The organism is Arenibacter sp. ARW7G5Y1 (assembly GCF_003201775.1).
Classification (GTDB): domain Bacteria; phylum Bacteroidota; class Bacteroidia; order Flavobacteriales; family Flavobacteriaceae; genus Arenibacter.
Window position 1 is genome coordinate 1 of sequence record NZ_QJJZ01000031.1, and the last position, 17273, is coordinate 17273.

Below are 17273 nucleotides of genomic sequence, written 5' to 3' on the forward strand. Positions count from 1 at the left end.
AACTTTAAAAGGTTCATGCTAAGAGGTCTTGATAAGGTGGAAACGGAAATAGGGCTCATTGCAATGGCACATAACCTTAAAAAAGTGAGCTTGGCGATGTAGGAATCGCTTTGCCCCATTAAGCTAACCTCTAAAATTACCTGATCAACAAGACAAGTTCAAAATAATATCAGAAAAACCGAAAAATAAAAGGTCGCCTAATTAGTTTTTAGACGACCTCTTCCTAGTAGCGGGAACTGGACTCGAACCAGTGACCTTCGGGTTATGAGTTTGGTCAAAAACCAAAGGAATATGATATATAACCCAAATTATTTTCTATCTAAGTCAAAAAACTGTAAAACCCTGTACGGACCGTGTACTCTGGTTAAACAATAAATATTTTCTACAATTTAAGGTAAAATTTGAATAAAAACTAAGGAATTTTCAAATGCTTTTTTTTTGAAAAAGTAGAATTCACTGGAAGCGATGTGGTTGTAATATTTAGAACCGTTTCAACCATATATTCTTACTAGTGTTTAATTAAATATAATATCCTTCCCTATGTTTGCGTATTCCTGGGTGTTTTTCCATCTCGCTCTCAATGAGATCTACCCAAGTCCCTGTCTATCTGCAATTATCAATTTGCCTTTTTAATATTTGGAGGGTTACTTATTACTTCATCCCTCCAAGGTACATCGTTGAAAATAAATTCCTGATAAAGGAAATTTGAAATGGAAGCTCAAACATGAGAATTCGCCAGGGTAGATAATGGTCCATTAGTATTATGTGGAGCCACTAAAACATTGTAGGCTTCCGCCATTGTGGCCATACGTTTCATTTCACGGGGTCCACCGCCCCTTGTAATATCTGGCATAATAACATCGGCCACATAGCTCTCCAAAACATCCCGTATTCCATATCGTGCATAGTGTTTTTCCCCAACGCAAATGGAAACCTAGAGTCTATACGTTCTCTAAACGCCCTTAGGGTCTTTGTTCTTTCCGGTCCTACCGGCTCTTCAAACTAAGCTATATCCAAGGCAGCCAATCGTTCTGCTATGGCCACGGCAACTTTAAAATTTAACATGGCGTGTGTTTCTATCATTATGTCCATGTCCGGACCAATGGCCTCGCCTACGGCCTTACTTATATTGAAGGCTAAATCTTGTTGTTTTTTGGGTAAGGGTTAGCTCCTTACTAAGATCGTCTCCATAAAAATAATTGGTATGTGCAAAGGGGTCAAATTTCACCCCGCTAAAACCAGCCTACTTTACTTTCTTGGCTTGCTGTACGTAATCTTCGGTATTGTGACCGCCTCTCACAAAGCAATAATTGGCATATAAAGGAATTTGTTATAAGGTGCTTAAGAAGAAAATATTTCTATTTTAGATAGATTTCATTCAACCAAAAAATTATTGTCGAACAAAAATATAGGGTGTTTCATAAGAATATGTTGTAATTAATTCCAGAATAGGATATTTAAAGCAATTTTGCTCAAACGAATTAATACCATAATGTGCTGTATGTTAATTATATATAAATACTATTAAGCATTAAAATTAAAAAAATTATTTATAATTGTAATTATAATCTATATTTGATGCTCAATAAATGGCTCCTATGTCAGTTACTTTAAAAGATATTGCTACTTATGCTGGAGTTTCTGTTTCGTCAGTTTCACTTGTTTTGAATGGAAAAGGTTCACAAAGAAGAATTAGTGAAAGATTGACAATCAAAATATTGGAAGCGGCAAAACTTTTAGGTTATCAACCAAATATGTTGGCTAGGAATCTAAGAAAGGGGAGTACGAATACTATCGGATTTGTTATTTCTGATATATCCAATGCCTTTTTTATAAAATTAGCTAGGTTTGTAGAGTTTGAAGCGTTAAAGCATGGGTACAAGGTGTTTATTGTGGGGTCTGATGAAAATGACTCTAGGTGTTTGGATGCCATTGATACTTTTTTAAATTTCCAGATGGACGGTTTGATAATTGCATCAACCCAGGGTATTGAACACAAAATAAAGGAATTATCAGATAGAAAGGTGTCTATGGTATTGATAGATAGATATTTTCCAAAAATTGACACTAACTACGTGGTAATGAACAATTGGCAGGCCTCTTTCGATGCCGTGGATTATTTAATTAAAAAAGGTAAGAGGCGCATTGCAACTTTTGAATATAATACGGTCTTCCACCATATGAATGAAAGGATGGATGGTTATAGAGCAGCATTGAAGTCTAATGGGATTCGTTATGATAAGCGATTGGTCCGGAAGGTTCCTTTTATAAATATTACTGATGAGATGATGGCAGATTATATCAAGGAGTTCGTGGAGGAACAGCAAATTGATGCCATTTATTTTCAGACGAATAGGTCGGCTATACCTGGAATTAAGAAGCTATTTGAATTTGGTTATGAAGTACCTAATCGTGTAGCTGTAATTTGCTTTGATGATAATGAGTTTTTTGAAGTATTAAATCCACCAATAACTTCTTTGATACAGCCAATTAAGGAGATTGGAGTAGAATGTATTCGAATTCTGATAGATGATATTAAGAACAAAAGAGTTGGAAGTAAAAAAAGTAAATCTGTTTACTCTGCGGGAATGATTGAAAGAGCTAGTTGTTGATTTTTTATTTTTAAATTTGCTCAATCGATTTTGCAAATTGTAATAAAAATTTAATTTGTTGCTGTAATAGATTTTCGAATAGACAATTAGGTTTATCCATTAAATTAACGCTAGTATGATGATTACAAAGTTTTGAAGCCTACATTATTGACCATTATGATTGGTGTAAAAGATTATTGATATTTCAAAGAAGGGAATATAGTATAAGTAATAGGTTAAGATAGTGATTGCTTAGATCTTATGGAGCAAACAAGAGATAAATTGAATAATGTGAAAAGGGGTTTTATGTCAACCTTTTATTTTGACAAATGCCAGTGTATTAAATAAGACGTAAATAGTTAGGTTAGGAATGCTAGACTCATGAAGATATAATGGAAAATAATCAAAAGAAACAAAGTAAACTTGAAATAATAGTGGCAATACTTTTTGGATCGATGCTACTACTTATTTTTGGAGCAGTTGTATCTCGCTATATTTTTAATACATCTTTTTATTGGAGCGATGAAATTGCCAGATATTGTTTTGTATGGCTAATCTTCTTATCCGCGGCCTTGGCAGTCAAAGAAAAACAACACATAAGGGTCACCTATTTCATAGATTTATTACCTGATAATGTTAGAAAAAATATTATACTTCTAGGTCAATTACTTTTTTTGTTCTTTCTGATTTTTCTTGTGATTAGCGGCTTTATATGGGTCTTAGAATTAAAGAACTCAAATAGTCCAGCATTGGGACTGCCTCTTAATATTGTATTGTACTCCGCTTTACCAGTAGGTAGTCTGTTGTCAATTCCTTACGTGATAAAACAAATTATAAACACTTATAATAACCGAAAAACTCAAGATTTATGATAGTTTTAATCTTGTCAATGATCATATTATTAGTTCTAGGTGTTAGAGTAGCTTATAGCATTGGTATAAGTACATTAATTTACATAGTATTCTTTACAAACATTTCCCCACTGGTCATTGTTCAACAAATTACAGCAGGAGCAGATTCTTTGGTTTTACTCGCTATTCCGTTTTTTTTATTGGCAGGTGAAGTTATGAACGCTAGTGGGATTACTCACCGCTTGGTACGTCTGTCGTTGGCAATATTAGGAAATGCGCGGGGTGGACTATCCTATGTAGTGATATTGGTAAATATAATGATGGCCATGGTTTCTGGTGCAGCCATTGCAAGTGCTGCTGCAGTTGGATCAACTATGATCCCTGAAATGGAAAAGAAAGGTTATCCTAAGGGCTATGCGGCAGCGGTGAATGCGGCAGCCGCGACTATTGGCCCAGTTATACCACCAAGTATTGGCTTTATTATTTACGCCTCACTTTCAGGGGCATCTGTAGGGAGGCTATTTGTAGCTGGGATGTTGCCAGGACTTCTAATTGGTTTGATAATAATGACGATTTGTTTTTTTGTTGCAAGAAAAAAGGATTTGCCCTTAGGCGAGGATCGTGACTGGGGTGAATTAAAATCTAGTTTTAACAATGCTATTTGGTCGTTATTGATGCCAGTAATAATACTAGGAGGTATACTCACCGGAATTGTAACACCCACAGAAGCAGGTGTATTAGCTGTTGTTTATGCTTTAATCGTAGGGCTTTTCATTCATAAAGATCTTTTGATAAAAGATTTAGTTCCTATACTAGTACGGGCAGGTAGACAAACAGCGATTATTATGATTATTATAGCATGCTCTTCTGCCTTCGGATTTTTAATCGTAAGGGAAATTCCACAAGAAGCTTTTCTGGAATCCTTCGTTATGTTTAAAGGGAATTCAGTATTGCTATTGTTTACCCTAACAGCTTTGATATTAGTATTAGGTATGGTCATGGAAGGAGGGAGCATCATGATTATACTTACACCTCTATTATTGCCAATTTTAAATCAATACAATATAGATTTAGTTCATTTTGGTGTAGTCTTTCAATTGGCTATAATGATTGGGTTATTAACACCGCCAGTAGGTATACTACTATTCGTCGTTTCTAGTGCAGGTAATGTTGATGTAAAAGAAATTATGGGGAATATCTGGCCATTTTATATAGGACTATTTATCGTCTTGGTGTTGGCCGTAGTATTTCCGGAAATTTCGTTGTTTTTGGTGGAATTTTTTGAAGGTAATCTTAGTTCGTAAGTATGAAAAATGGACATAAACATATTAAGATATTAATTCTTTCAATAGTCTGCCTGACTATAGGTTGTAAAAACTTCCAAAAAGAACCCCCAAATGAGTTTAAATTAGCATATGTAATGTCTCCAGGGGGCTTGGCACATAAAGGAGCCCTGAAATTTGCTGAGTTAGTAAAACAGAGAACCAACGGAGAAATTACAGTTTCTCTATATCCATCAGGGCAATTAGGAGGAGATAGGGTGTTGTCTGAAGGCTTGTTATTAGGTAGTACTGATGGAATACTAAGTGGTCCTTCAATGATTGGTTGGTACGCGCCACAATATAGTTTGATTGAAGCTCCTTTTGTTTTTAGAGACTATGACCACCTAGACAAGGTTATGAACGGCGATATAGGTACAGAAATAAGTAAATCCATTGAAGAAAATTTTGGAATTAATTTAGTTGCTCAATGGTATCGTGGTCCTAGATATCTGACTACTACTAATAGAAAAATATATAGTCCAAGTGACCTTGATGGTATAAAGCTGAGAGTTCCAGAATTACCAACTTATATAAAGTCATGGAAAAATTTTGGAGCTAATGTAACCCCTGTGCCATATTCTGACATGTTCATGGCTCTAAAATTGGGAGTAGTTGAAGGACAAGAAAACCCCCTAGAGGTAATCTACACCAGTAATCTATATGAAGTACAAGAATTTGTTATGGAAACTCAACATTTAATAAGTTTTTATCTTTTTGCAGTTGGCCCACGTTTTTCAAAAAAATACCCACCTAAAATAGTAAAAATTATTGAGGGCTGTGCAATAGATGCAGGACAGTATCAAAATGATCTTGTAGTTAAGTATGAGTCGGTTTATCGGGATAAGCTTATAAAAAAAGGCATGAAATTTATACCAGTAGATAAAAATGCTTTCAGGGAGCTAGCAACAAAGGAATTACCCCGACAGTTTAAAGGGAAATGGAAAGATGGTTTATACCAAAGAATAGGTACTATAAAATAAATAAAATGAAATTATCAAGGTCAATTATTGAAGAGTCAATTGAAAAGGGAAAAATAGTTACAGAGCATTTTAAATATGCCTTGCCGCCAATGGCCTTCTGGACGAGAAAAGATTGGGAAAACAAAGGGTCTGAATTTGATGAAATTCGTGATTGCATGTTGGGTTGGGATGTAACAGATTTTGGAAGTGAAGACTTTTATAAAATTGGAAGAGTGCTTTTGACTCTCAGAAACGGGCTCTATAAATCAGAAAAATACCCAAAGGGATATGCTGAAAAATTATTAATAGATCCAGAACATCAAAGAGCTCCTGCGCACTTTCATCGTAACAAACGTGAAGATATTATTTGTCGTGCAGGGGGGAATATTTTAGTTCAGCTTACCAAGGCAGATAAAAAAGGACAACCAACTGATGATAAATTCTCAATAGCGGTTGATGCGATGCACAAACAATTACAGCCAGGAGAGATAGTACGTTTAAAACCTGGTATGAGCGTAACTATTCCCCCGTACACTATTCATCAGTTTTGGGGAGAAGAAGGTACTGGGGTAAAGTTTGATGGAATAGGTTATACCATAAGTAATGAGATATCCACAGTGTGCGATGATTGGAGTGACAATGTTTTTCTAGAACCTGCAGTTAGGTTTCCTAAAATAAACGAAGACGTGGAGCCTATTCATTATTTATGTCATGAATATCCCAAAAGCACATAGGTATGTAGGAAAATGACTTGGGTTCAATCCTAACATTTAGACATGAAATTAGATCAACACCTATTGATAGAGCAAAGGGAGACCTGATAATTTTAAAAACTATCGCTAACATCAACAAAGGACTGATAACCGCTTAAAACATTAAAAAAATACATTAACATTAAAAATCATGAAACAAATTTTTAAAGCACTTTTATTTTTAATTCTTATACCGGTTATTGGGTGTCAAAATCAACAGAACATAATAGTCGAGAAAACTTATAGTGAACCAGAAGACCCAGCACCCAATACGTTGGAGGATTGGTCAATAGTACCTAAAGGATTGCAAGCTTCAATTTCAACTACAAATATTAGATTTTTAAAAAGTGTTATTCCAAAAATCAAAGAAAAAAATACTTGGACAGAAGCCGCGTGGAAAGGTGAGCGTGTTTCTTTGCAATTAGTACTTTGGAGTAATGATTCTATAAATAATGTTGAAGTAAAAGTTTCCGATTTTACTTCTTCAACCGGTCATAAAATACCTTCGGAAAATGTACAATTAAACTTTGTGAAGTACATAATCACAGACGAATTTGCAGACGGCTGTGGTACTCTTAGAGATCCTGATAAATTTGAGGCTTCATTGGCAGCCGATGTTTTTGAATCTGTAGACACATATGCAGTAAAATCTAAAGAAACACGACCTGTTTGGATTACTGTAGATGTGCCTTCAAATGCAGAAACGACCACTTATAAAAGTATAATAACAGTAAATGCAGAAGGACAAAAAAGTAAAACGTTTGAGTTAAATTTAAGTACTATCGACAAAGTATTACCTCCACCAACTGATTGGAAATTTCATTTAGATCTTTGGCAAAACCCATATGCCGTAGCACGTTATCATAAAGTTGATGCTTGGTCTCAAGAGCATTGGGGTTTGCTAAAACCTTTAATGAAGCGTTTAGCAGATGCGGGACAAAAGGTTATCACAGTGTCTTTAAATAAACGACCGTGGGGAGGACAAACTTTTGATCAATTTGAGTCTATGATTCGATGGGAAAAGAAAACCAATGGTACTTGGGAGTACGATTTTACTGTATTTGATAAGTGGGTGCAATTCATGATGGATTTAGGTGTTAAAAAACAAATAAGTTGTTATTCTATGGTGCCATGGGGTAATGAGTTTTACTATTTTGATGAGGCTAAAAACAAAGAGATAAAAGTAATAGCACCTGCTGGAACTAAAGAATACGAAGACTTATGGATTCCCTTTTTAACTGAGTTTAAAAAACATTTAGTTAAAAAAGGGTGGAATACCATTACTAGAATTGCTATGGATGAACGTAGTCCTGAAGAAATGAAACCTATGTTAAATTTGCTAAATAAATATGCTCCAGAATTTGGAATATCCTTTGCTGATAATCATAAAAGTTACAAATTGTACCCTAATGAGCTTAAAGATATGTCAGTTGCTTTTGGTAGTCCAGTAGATGAAGAAGATTTGACATTAAGAAGAGCTAATGGGTACGTAAGTACATACTATTTATGTTGTGCGGACAAGTTTCCAAATACATTTACTTTCTCACCGCCAGCGGAAGGCGTGTTTATTGGTTGGTACACTATTGCCGCAGATTTTGATGGATTTCTGCGGTGGGCGTATAACAGTTGGGTAGAAAATCCTTTGCTAGATTCACGTTTTGGCAAATGGCCTGCTGGTGATACTTCTATTGTATATCCGGACAATAGAAGTTCAATACGATTTGAATCTTTACGTGATGGTATTGAAGATTTTGTGAAAATTAGAATTTTAAGAGAGGAGTTAAAAAAGGAGAATATGTTGGGTGAACTTGAATATTTAAATGAGGTAGTTGAACAATTTAATATTACCCAAGGACCAAAAGATATTGAGGCTATGATAAGTAATGGTAGAAATGTTCTGAATGAATTAGCAAAAAAACAGAGCTCTAATTCGTTACAAGAATAAAGAGTATATGTTGAAATATACCTGCCTATCATTAAAACTTATGTAGCAATTTAATTATTTGGCAAATTCTTAGGTTGATTAAACTATACTGGTTGTGCCTAAATAATAATTACTAGAAATTATTTTATTGGTGTTCTAACCGATTTTTCTATATAACCTAATTCTAATACAAATAGAGTGGCTTGCTGTTTTAAATATTACTGTAACAAAGGATTTTAAATAAAGTAATGATTAGCCAAGAAAATTTTCTCAAATCGAATTGTGTGCCTACAAAATTTGAAAATTCTGTATTTAATAGTTTTAGTTAAAATATATAATCAATTTTTCCACTATCAATTCTGAATTACCCCATGTTTTAATAACAAAAAAAATCCTTGATCACATTGTGAAGGAGTTAATATTATTTGCTATTATCCATGAATTTGATCTGATGCCTAGAGAAGAAGTGTTGAAAATCGTAGACAAACTTTCCGTCATCATTAATCAAGGGGAATTACTCGTTGATAATGATTTATTAGAAAAAGGGAAATTACTTAGAATTGTTTCCAGTGTAGCCATTGGTTATGATAATCTAAATGTGGAACTGATGAGCAAATATGGAGTTTAGGCAAACAATACTCCAGGACGATGGGACGGAGAAAGTTTAATTGGAAAAACTATAGGCCTTATTGGTATGGGTAAAATTGCATCTTCAGTAGCTCTTTTAGCCAAAGGATTTGGTATGGAAGTTATTTATTGTCGTTCTCAATTTTCTAAAGAAGAAAAAGGTTGTATTCCTATGGATGAATTGCTTGAAAGAGCCGATATTATTTCTGTGCACGTTCCTTACAATGAAAACACCCATGAATTGCTTGATGAACGGGCATTTCATAAAATGAAAAGAGGGGTTATTTTCGTGAATACATCTAGAGGAAAAGTAGTGAAAGAAGAGATGTTGATAAAATATTTAGAAAAGAAGCATATTGGTGGTGCAGTACTAGATGTATATAAAAATGAGCCTAAAGTACCACCTAAATTAAGGAGAATGTCCAATGTAATTCTTACTCCACATTTGGGTGGAGGAACAAAACCAGGAAGATTGGCTTGTTACGAAATGGCTGTTGCAAATGTTATGGCTGTTCTTAATGGAAATACACCTCTAAATCCTGTTAACGGTCCACTATAAGGTAACTTACTTTCTTTTTGATGTAAACGTGCACTTCAATTTGTAAATCAGGCAAATAGTCGCCTATTAAAATCAATTTGAATATTAATAAGTTCTGTGAAGGCTTTCAATTTTCCTGGTAGTTTTTCAATCTAATATTCTACTACTATATGTATCCTGTCCCTAAAAGATAAAGCGGCTCCCCAAAAGGTAATCCAAATGAAAATAAATTCGACTAACTCCTCACGTCATAACAAGGAGTTGTTAAAAATGTATCTATAAACCACAGGGAAAAATATGATTACTGCTATTACTCCGAACAGGAAGGCAAGAATTTCATCCATAATATATTTCATTTATTTCTAATAAATATAAACTATTTAAATAGTGTAAGGATTTAGCAATGATGAAAAATTATTTATACAATAAACGATTCAGCATATAAAGATTATTTTTTTAACAGAACATATAATCTTTGTAACAATACTGTAAATAAGATACTTATATTAAATATTTAGAATTGAAATGCAGGAAATCAACTGATTTAAATAGGTTAAATATATTTCGATTCTTTTTTTCTAAATAATTAAAAGATATCCATAGGCATTATATACTATGTTGATAATGAGTTCTATATATGTTATCGTGAAATATTAAGTTGTATTTAAGTTGGATTATGCTGAATTGATTTAGCTGTGTAAATAATTGATAATGAGATTAATATATTAATATTATTAAATTATTGAATAATATTTTTTTTTAACAATTTTTTTATATAAGTTTGACCCATGATTTATCGTTAAATAATATAGTTTTCTATGTCTGTTACACTTAAAGATGTTGCTGCTTATGCAGGTTCTGGAGTTTCAACTGTTTCTGTTGTTTTAAACGGAAAGGGTGTTGATAATCGAATAAGTGAAGAGATGATAAAAAGAATTTATGATGCAGCCGAACATTTAAATTACCGGCCAAACATGTTGGCACGGAATTTAAGAAGAGGTAACACAAATATAATTGGTTTTGTGATTTCAGATGTATCAAATCCGTTCTTTAATAAATTGGCAAAGCATTTAGAGGCGGAAGCATTAAAATACGGTTATCAGTTATTTGTTGTTGGGTCAGATGAAAAGGACGAAAGATGTATTGAAGTTATTAATGTCTTTTTGAGTTTAAAAATGGACGGTTTAATTTTGGCAGCAACGGCGGGCATTGAAAAAAAGATAAAACAATTACGGAATCATGAAGTACCATTTCTGCTTGTAGATAGATATTTTCCGAAAATAGATACGAATTATGTGGTCCTAAACAACTGGCAGGCTGCATATGATGCTACCGAACATCTTATAAAAAAAGGAAAGAAACGTATTTCTACCTTTTCTTATGAAACAAAATTCTTTCATATGGACGAACGAATGAAGGGATACAAAGCAGCCCTGAAAGACAACGGGATTCGTTTTAATAAAAAACTGGTTTTAAAAGTGCCATTTCTGGATATTAAAGAAGAGGACATGAAGGAAAATGTACGATTTCTTGTTGAAGATTGCAATATCGATGCAATATTCTTTCAAACTAACAGAACTGCCATACCCGGAATTATGGCATTATACGAACTCGAATATAAAATACCAGATAAAGTTGCGATTGTCTGTTTTGATGACAATAATTTCTTTAAAATGTTAAGTCCCAAAATTACATCTTTGGCGCAGCCTATAGAAGAAATCGCTATTGAAAGTGTGCGCATATTGATAGATGAAATCAAGAACAAACGTGTTGACAAACAAAAAAGCAAAACAATGTTCTCTTCTAGATTAATAGAAAGAGAAAGTAGTTAGCTTTTTTTTTATAATTTTTTGCTGAAACGTTTCTTCAAGATATGGGTGCGGTTTATCCGAGAAATACTTAGCATAAATAAAAGAGTAAAAATTAATTCAAACTAAATAACCTTAATTAAACTATGTCAAAATGAGAAAAAATCAATTTAAAAATTATTTTTCGCCGCATTTGCTAATTGTATTATTATTATTAAGTACGACTAGTGTTTTTGCGCAAACAACACAAATTACAGGAACAGTTAAAGATTCGGGAGGGAATCTTATACCTGGGGCAACTGTAGTTGAAAAGGGAACGGCGAATGGCGTTGCCACTAATTTTGATGGCGAATATATCATTGAAGTAGAATCTGGTGCAACACTCCGATTTTCTTATATCGGAATGTTAGCACAAGAAATTATAGTCGGAGGGCAAACAACTCATAATGTTGTATTGGAAGAAGGTGCCATTGGCCTTGAAGAAGTGGTTCTCACTGGATATGGGAAGCAGAAAAAAGCTAATTTAACTGGAGCTGTTGGAGTGTTAAATGCAGAGGCATTAGAGAATCGTCCCGTTGTTAATGCTTATCAAGCACTTCAAGGTGTTATGCCAGGACTAAATCTTACGGTAAACTCAAGTTCGTCTGAACCTGGAGGCACCTATAATGTTAATATTCGGGGTTATACTTCTATTAACGGGGGTGAACCTTTAGTATTAATTGACGGGGTAAAATCAAATTTGCAAATGGTAAACACTGCTGATATTGAAAATATCACAATATTGAAAGATCAAGCTTCATCAGCTATTTATGGTGCACAAGCAGCATACGGTGTTTTAATGATTACCACTAAAAGTGGCAAATCTGGTAAAATGACAATTGAATATTCGAACAACTTATCTAATCGTTCCCCTTTGGTCTTGCCCAAGAATATGAATTCACTGGACTTCGCCAACTATTTTAATGCTGCCGCTTCCAATGATAATCTTTCAAATTATTTTGATGATGATGCAATTAGTCGAATAAAGGCTTATCAGGATGATCCGGTAAATACTCCTGTTGCAATTCCACAATCAACAAATCCTAATATATGGGGAAAACATTGGTGGTCAAATGCAAATACAGATTGGTACTCAGCAATTTATAAGCAAAATGTATTTGATCAACAACATAATCTAAATGTTGGTGGAGGAAGTGAAAACATTCGATATTATATTTCTGGCTCTTATCTGCAACAAGATGGTTTAGTGCGTTACGGCGACCCTACGTTTAATAAATATACCATTAATAGCAGAATTGACGCTAAAATTAATAATTGGGTGCGTATCAATTTCGATTCTAAACAAACCACACAAAAATTAGATAGGCCTACATTTCTTTCAACTACTCTTTATACTGACTTATCCGTGCGATGGCCAAATAATTATATTAGAGATCCAAACGGCTTCCTTAGTGATTTTTCTGAAGTAAAAAAACTTGAACAAGGTGGACGACACATTGAAGAATTTAATTATTACAACAATACAACTGCATTAATATTTGAACCGATAAAAAACTGGATAACCAATTTTTCATTAACAAAAGGTAATACTTTCACTGAATTCGATGAAACAGTAATTCCAATATGGCAATATGGAGTTGATAAGACTCCAGTGGGTGTGCAAGGAGTAACCTCTTATAAATCACAGAAAACAAAAAATGCTTATACTACTGCTTCCATTTATTCCACTTTTGAAAAACGGATACAAGATCACTATTTTAAAGTGATGACAGGATGGCAATATGAATACAATAAATACACGATGGTTAATGGCAGAAGACAAAATTTAATTATTGATGATGTTACATCTCTTAGTGCAGCTTCAGGAGATCAATTTGTTGCAGATAATCAATTTGAATGGGCCAATAATGGTTTCTTTGGGCGATTAAACTATAATTACCAAGAGAAATACCTTCTTGAGATAAATGCAAGGGCAGATGGTGCATCTGTTTTTCCGAAGGAAAGTCGCTGGGGTTTATTCCCATCTATTTCTGGCGGTTATGTATTGTCACAAGAAAAATATTGGTCAAGTTTGACAAAATTTGTTGATTACTTTAAAATAAGTGCTTCTTATGGAGAATTGGGAAATCAATCAGTTTCAACCGGTTCCACGAATCAGCGATATTACCCCTATATTGCTACAATGCCAGTCAATTTGAATTCTAATTGGATATTTCCTGATAACTCCCGTACATATGTTGGTGCTCCCGGTTTAATATCGTCAGATTTAACTTGGGAAACAGTAAAAGGTTGGAATTTTGGGATTAAAGGGTCAAGTTTAAACCATAGATTGTCGATTGAACTGGATGTGTATAAACGCATAACTGAAAATATGATGGGGCCCGTTGCTTCGCTTCCTGCAATCTTGGGAACATCTGCACCAATGGCCAATAATGCAACTTTAGCTACTAAGGGTTATGAAATTTTATTGAATTGGAAGGATCAAATTAACGATTTCAAGTATAGTATTTCAGCAAGCTTAGCCGACTATAAAGGGGAAATTATTGAATACAATAATCCAACAATGCTTAACAATACCTACTACAAAGGGTCTTCGATAGGTGATATTTGGGGTTATGTAACCGAAGGAATATTTCAAAGTGATGATGAAGTTGCTGCTGCGCCCAGCCAAACGGCAATTAGTTCAATTCCATGGAAACCTGGTGATGTTAAATATAAAGATATCAATGGTGATAACATTATTGACTTTGGGAATAATACGGTTACAAACCCAGGAGATCGTACAATTATTGGGAATACAACGCCCCGTTATAATTATGGTTTAACTTTTTCTGGTGATTGGAAAGGCTTCGATTTTAATATGTTTTGGCAGGGTGTCGGACAAAGAGATCTTTGGGTAAGCAATACACTATTATGGGGTATGACGGGACCTTGGGGTATTTGGTCATCAAGTGGTTTTGAGCCTCATTTAGATTACTGGAGAGAAGATAATAAAGATGCATATTATCCTAGACCGTTGGCGAGTTCTTTTGGAAAAAATCAACAAGTACAATCAAGATATTTAATAGATGCTGCGTATATTCGATTGAAGTCGTTGCAATTAGGTTATACTATACCGACAAAAATAATGAACAAATTTTCTGTTCAGAAGTGTAGAGTTTTTATAGCAGGGGAAAATCTACTAACCTTTTCAAAAGTACTGGAGAATTTTGATCCTGAAGTTATAAATAATGGGATTTCCTATCCGATTCAAAAGGCACTCTCTGTAGGTATTAATATTAGTTTATAAAAAAAAAATTATGAAAAGAATAATATTTATAGCATTTACTATTTTGCTACTTAATTCGTGTGAGGATGATCTTACTTATTATCCATTGACAGAACCCAGCTCAGTAAATTTTTGGGGAAACGTAAATAACTTAAAGTTATACGCAAATCAATTTTATGTAGACCTACCTAAACATAGCGATGGAGGTGCTTTGGGTATATTCAGTTTAGACAATAATAGCGATAATCTATTGCCTAAGAATTATAACACCAGATTACATGGAAAACTTAAAGTTCCTTCAACCGGTGGTGGTTGGGATTTCTCGAAAATTAGAGCAACGAATCTCTTTCTTGAAAATTACCAACAAGTACCAACAACTGGTGTCGAACTAGATGTCAAACATTATTCGGGTGAAGTTAGTTTTTTTAGAGCTTACTATTATTTTGATTTATTACAGAAATATGGTGATTTGCCTTGGATTGGTAAAACATTAAATCCCGATTTGACAGAACTTCAGGAATTAGATGTTAGATTAAAAAGAAATGTGATAACTGACGCTATTATTGCTGATTTGGATTTTGCCATTGCCAACTTATTACCTAAAGAGAAGGCTCAACAGTTACGAATTAATCGTGAAATTGCATTGTTATTTAAATCTCGGGTTTGCTTGTTTGAAGGTACATGGGAAAAATATCATAAAAATACTTCCTTTGGAGTTGAAGGTTCGGATGGTACAAATTACCTTAAATTGGCAGCTTCATCAGCTAAGATACTAATAGACGAAAATAAATACGCTTTAGACCCTGATTATCAATCGCTATTCATTCAAACTGATCATTCATCGAGTCAAGAAGTAATGTTATGGAAAAAATACGATTACCTGTTAGGAATATCCCATAATATAATACGTGTTAATACTAATGGAGGTGGCAGTACTGGGCTAACCAAAAGCTTAGTAGAATCTTATCTTTGTATTGATGGCAACCCCATTTCGGTAAGCCCATTGTATAAAGGCGATGAATCACTTAAACAGATTATGCAAAATAGGGATAAACGTCTTTTATATACGAATGCCTTTCCTGGTTATCCATTGCAAATACGATTAGGTGACACTACCCAAATATTTTCAAAACCTCCAATTCATCTGGCAGGGGAAGAATATAATAGCACGTCTGGCTATCAGATATATAAAGGTGTTGATCCATATATAAATAATTTACCTAAGGACCAAGGTGAGATAGCTAGTATTTCATTTCGATATGCAGAAGCTTTAATTAACTATGCAGAAGCTATGGCAGAATTAGGAACAATTAATCAATTAGACATTGATCTAACAATTAATAAATTAAGAGAAAGGGCTGGAGTTGCGCATTTAAATCTTAACAACATCATTGCTGATCCAAATTGGGAATTCCCAGGATTAACACCTATTATAAATGAAGTAAGAAGAGAGCGCAGAGTTGAATTTGCTTGTGACGGATATCGTTTCAATGATTTATTGCGTTGGCGAGCCCATTCATTAATTGTTGGAAAACGACCCAAAGGAATGTTATATATAGGAAGTGATCTGGAAGGTACTTATACGAATTCCAATGGACAAGATCTAATACAAATTGGCACAAACCTTAATGTAGATGCTGAAGGTTATATTGATCCCTACCAGAAATCACTTCCCAATGGATTTGAATTTAACCCTGATAGGGATTATTTATTACCAATCCCCACCAACGAAATTACACTCAGCGGAGGAACACTTGTACAAAACCCGAATTGGCAGTAATAAATATGTTATAAGACAGGCGTTAGCTGTTCAAAAAAAGCTAACGTCTCATCTTTTTCTTTTTTTTGGTTTTATGTTTTCAGGCATTTGTATTGGCCCAATCTAAAGATTTTATAAACATCGAAAATGCTGTGGGTGTTATTCCTGATGAAAATTATAGTAATCAATCATATACTTTAATTGCAAAAAAAATGGGGAATGGATATGTACTTTAACAACTGGACCAGGCGGCGAAAGTGCGTCAAGCCAGAATATTGTAGCTACTATTAGCAAAGAAAAAGGAAAACATGGTCTCCTTAATAGATATTGAGCAAGGCCTTGAAAACCCTACAACAATAGGAATGGGAGTTTTGCCAAATCTTATTGAAGAAGGAGGTTTTACCGTAGACATTTGGTTTGAGACCAAAGAGTTCATTCCGAATCAAATTTTTTCGATAATAGAGATTATAAAGGAAAAGGTATTTGGTTATGGGTAACTCTGCAACGAACAATACAATTGTTTATAAGTGATGGAACGTTGACAGAAAGTTGAGAAACTGATCCTGGAGTAGTAAAACGTGGTGAATTACAGCACATCGTTTTTATTGTGAATGGGGCTCCCAATATAATTACTAGCATAATAAACTGTAAATGTTGTGATGGGGGTAGGTATAGAGATTTTGGCTAGTCATGGTTCGACAATACATTAAGTAATGTTAACGGAGCGAACCAACTTAAGTTACTATCAGATTTTAATGGTTCTGTTAAAAGTCTGAGAATTTATAACAGATGTCTAACAACCTCGGGGGCTGTAAGTCATTTTCGGGAAGGGGTAAAATAAAGGTCGGGGACATTATTGAAAAAGGAATTACTA

The 17273-nt window shown here is 34.1% G+C and carries 13 protein-coding genes and 2 pseudogenes; 13 read left to right on the forward strand and 2 right to left on the reverse strand.

Annotation, left to right across the window (positions count from 1 at the left end; translation table 11 throughout):
* Positions 1-15: 15 nt before the first annotated feature.
* On the forward strand, positions 16-102 hold the full coding sequence (locus tag C7972_RS23145) for a hypothetical protein (RefSeq protein WP_258364821.1): 87 nt from the start codon (positions 16-18) through the stop codon (positions 100-102).
* A gap of 616 nt (positions 103-718) precedes the next feature.
* Here C7972_RS23145 and C7972_RS24490 read toward each other — a convergent pair.
* Entirely contained in the window at positions 719-928 is a 210-nt protein-coding gene (locus tag C7972_RS24490; protein ID WP_220020951.1) for an enolase C-terminal domain-like protein, read from the reverse strand.
* A 670-nt stretch (positions 929-1598) separates the two neighbouring features.
* Here C7972_RS24490 and C7972_RS23155 point away from each other — a divergent pair.
* From C7972_RS23155 to C7972_RS23190, 8 genes and pseudogenes are all read left to right on the forward strand, one after another.
* Complete coding sequence (locus C7972_RS23155) at positions 1599-2612, forward strand: LacI family DNA-binding transcriptional regulator (RefSeq protein WP_181422984.1); 1014 nt, start codon at positions 1599-1601, stop codon at positions 2610-2612.
* Between the two features lie 434 nt (positions 2613-3046).
* The gene (locus tag C7972_RS24495; protein WP_375334800.1) at positions 3047-3463 is read left to right on the forward strand and encodes a TRAP transporter small permease; all 417 of its coding nucleotides are present in this window, start codon (positions 3047-3049) and stop codon (positions 3461-3463) included.
* The gene (locus tag C7972_RS23165) at positions 3460-4746 is read left to right on the forward strand and encodes a TRAP transporter large permease (RefSeq protein ID WP_110358543.1); all 1287 of its coding nucleotides are present in this window, start codon (positions 3460-3462) and stop codon (positions 4744-4746) included. Before C7972_RS24495 ends, C7972_RS23165 begins: the two co-directional genes overlap by 4 nt.
* 2 nt (positions 4747-4748) lie before the next feature.
* Positions 4749-5744 carry a TRAP transporter substrate-binding protein gene (locus C7972_RS23170; protein WP_110358544.1) on the forward strand — a complete coding sequence of 332 codons (996 nt, stop codon included), beginning with the start codon at positions 4749-4751 and terminating at the stop codon, positions 5742-5744.
* 5 nt (positions 5745-5749) lie between these two features.
* The gene (locus C7972_RS23175) at positions 5750-6457 is read left to right on the forward strand and encodes a D-lyxose/D-mannose family sugar isomerase (RefSeq protein ID WP_181422985.1); all 708 of its coding nucleotides are present in this window, start codon (positions 5750-5752) and stop codon (positions 6455-6457) included.
* A 169-nt stretch (positions 6458-6626) separates the two neighbouring features.
* The gene (locus C7972_RS23180) at positions 6627-8420 is read left to right on the forward strand and encodes a DUF4091 domain-containing protein (RefSeq protein ID WP_110358546.1); all 1794 of its coding nucleotides are present in this window, start codon (positions 6627-6629) and stop codon (positions 8418-8420) included.
* Positions 8421-8805: 385 nt separating this feature from the next.
* Positions 8806-9027, forward strand: coding sequence for a hypothetical protein (locus C7972_RS23185; protein ID WP_146216374.1), 222 nt, complete (start codon positions 8806-8808; stop codon positions 9025-9027).
* A gap of 30 nt (positions 9028-9057) precedes the next feature.
* Positions 9058-9585, forward strand: a pseudogene (locus C7972_RS23190) (2-hydroxyacid dehydrogenase); the annotation flags it as partial.
* A 131-nt stretch (positions 9586-9716) separates the two neighbouring features.
* On the opposite strand, the pseudogene C7972_RS24500 reads toward C7972_RS23190, so the two are convergent.
* Positions 9717-9797: pseudogene (locus C7972_RS24500) on the reverse strand (hypothetical protein); the annotation flags it as partial.
* Between the two features lie 585 nt (positions 9798-10382).
* On the opposite strand from C7972_RS24500, the gene C7972_RS23200 reads away from it, so the two are divergent.
* From C7972_RS23200 to C7972_RS23215, 4 genes are all read left to right on the forward strand, one after another.
* Positions 10383-11396 carry a LacI family DNA-binding transcriptional regulator gene (locus C7972_RS23200; protein WP_110358549.1) on the forward strand — a complete coding sequence of 338 codons (1014 nt, stop codon included), beginning with the start codon at positions 10383-10385 and terminating at the stop codon, positions 11394-11396.
* A 130-nt stretch (positions 11397-11526) separates the two neighbouring features.
* Entirely contained in the window at positions 11527-14661 is a 3135-nt protein-coding gene (locus tag C7972_RS23205) for a TonB-dependent receptor (protein WP_110358550.1), read from the forward strand.
* 10 nt (positions 14662-14671) lie between these two features.
* Positions 14672-16420, forward strand: a complete 1749-nt coding sequence (locus C7972_RS23210; RefSeq protein ID WP_110358551.1) for a RagB/SusD family nutrient uptake outer membrane protein — start codon at positions 14672-14674, stop codon at positions 16418-16420.
* 287 nt (positions 16421-16707) lie between these two features.
* A complete protein-coding gene (locus tag C7972_RS23215; RefSeq protein ID WP_110358552.1) occupies positions 16708-16896 on the forward strand; it encodes a hypothetical protein in 189 nt (62 codons plus the stop codon).
* Positions 16897-17273: the final 377 nt, after the last annotated feature.

Bases quoted from the DNA above. Each gene is read 5' to 3' on its own strand.
- C7972_RS23205 (WP_110358550.1), top strand. From the start codon at position 11,527: ATGAGAAAAAATCAATTTAAAAATTATTTTTCGCCGCATTTGCTAATT.
- C7972_RS23180 (WP_110358546.1), top strand. From the start codon at position 6,627: ATGAAACAAATTTTTAAAGCACTTTTATTTTTAATTCTTATACCGGTT.
- C7972_RS23215 (WP_110358552.1), top strand. From the start codon at position 16,708: ATGGTCTCCTTAATAGATATTGAGCAAGGCCTTGAAAACCCTACAACA.
- C7972_RS24495 (WP_375334800.1), top strand. From the start codon at position 3,047: ATGCTACTACTTATTTTTGGAGCAGTTGTATCTCGCTATATTTTTAAT.
- C7972_RS23155 (WP_181422984.1), top strand. From the start codon at position 1,599: ATGTCAGTTACTTTAAAAGATATTGCTACTTATGCTGGAGTTTCTGTT.
- C7972_RS23170 (WP_110358544.1), top strand. From the start codon at position 4,749: ATGAAAAATGGACATAAACATATTAAGATATTAATTCTTTCAATAGTC.
- C7972_RS23175 (WP_181422985.1), top strand. From the start codon at position 5,750: ATGAAATTATCAAGGTCAATTATTGAAGAGTCAATTGAAAAGGGAAAA.
- C7972_RS23145 (WP_258364821.1), top strand. From the start codon at position 16: ATGCTAAGAGGTCTTGATAAGGTGGAAACGGAAATAGGGCTCATTGCA.
- C7972_RS23165 (WP_110358543.1), top strand. From the start codon at position 3,460: ATGATAGTTTTAATCTTGTCAATGATCATATTATTAGTTCTAGGTGTT.
- C7972_RS23200 (WP_110358549.1), top strand. From the start codon at position 10,383: ATGTCTGTTACACTTAAAGATGTTGCTGCTTATGCAGGTTCTGGAGTT.
- C7972_RS23210 (WP_110358551.1), top strand. From the start codon at position 14,672: ATGAAAAGAATAATATTTATAGCATTTACTATTTTGCTACTTAATTCG.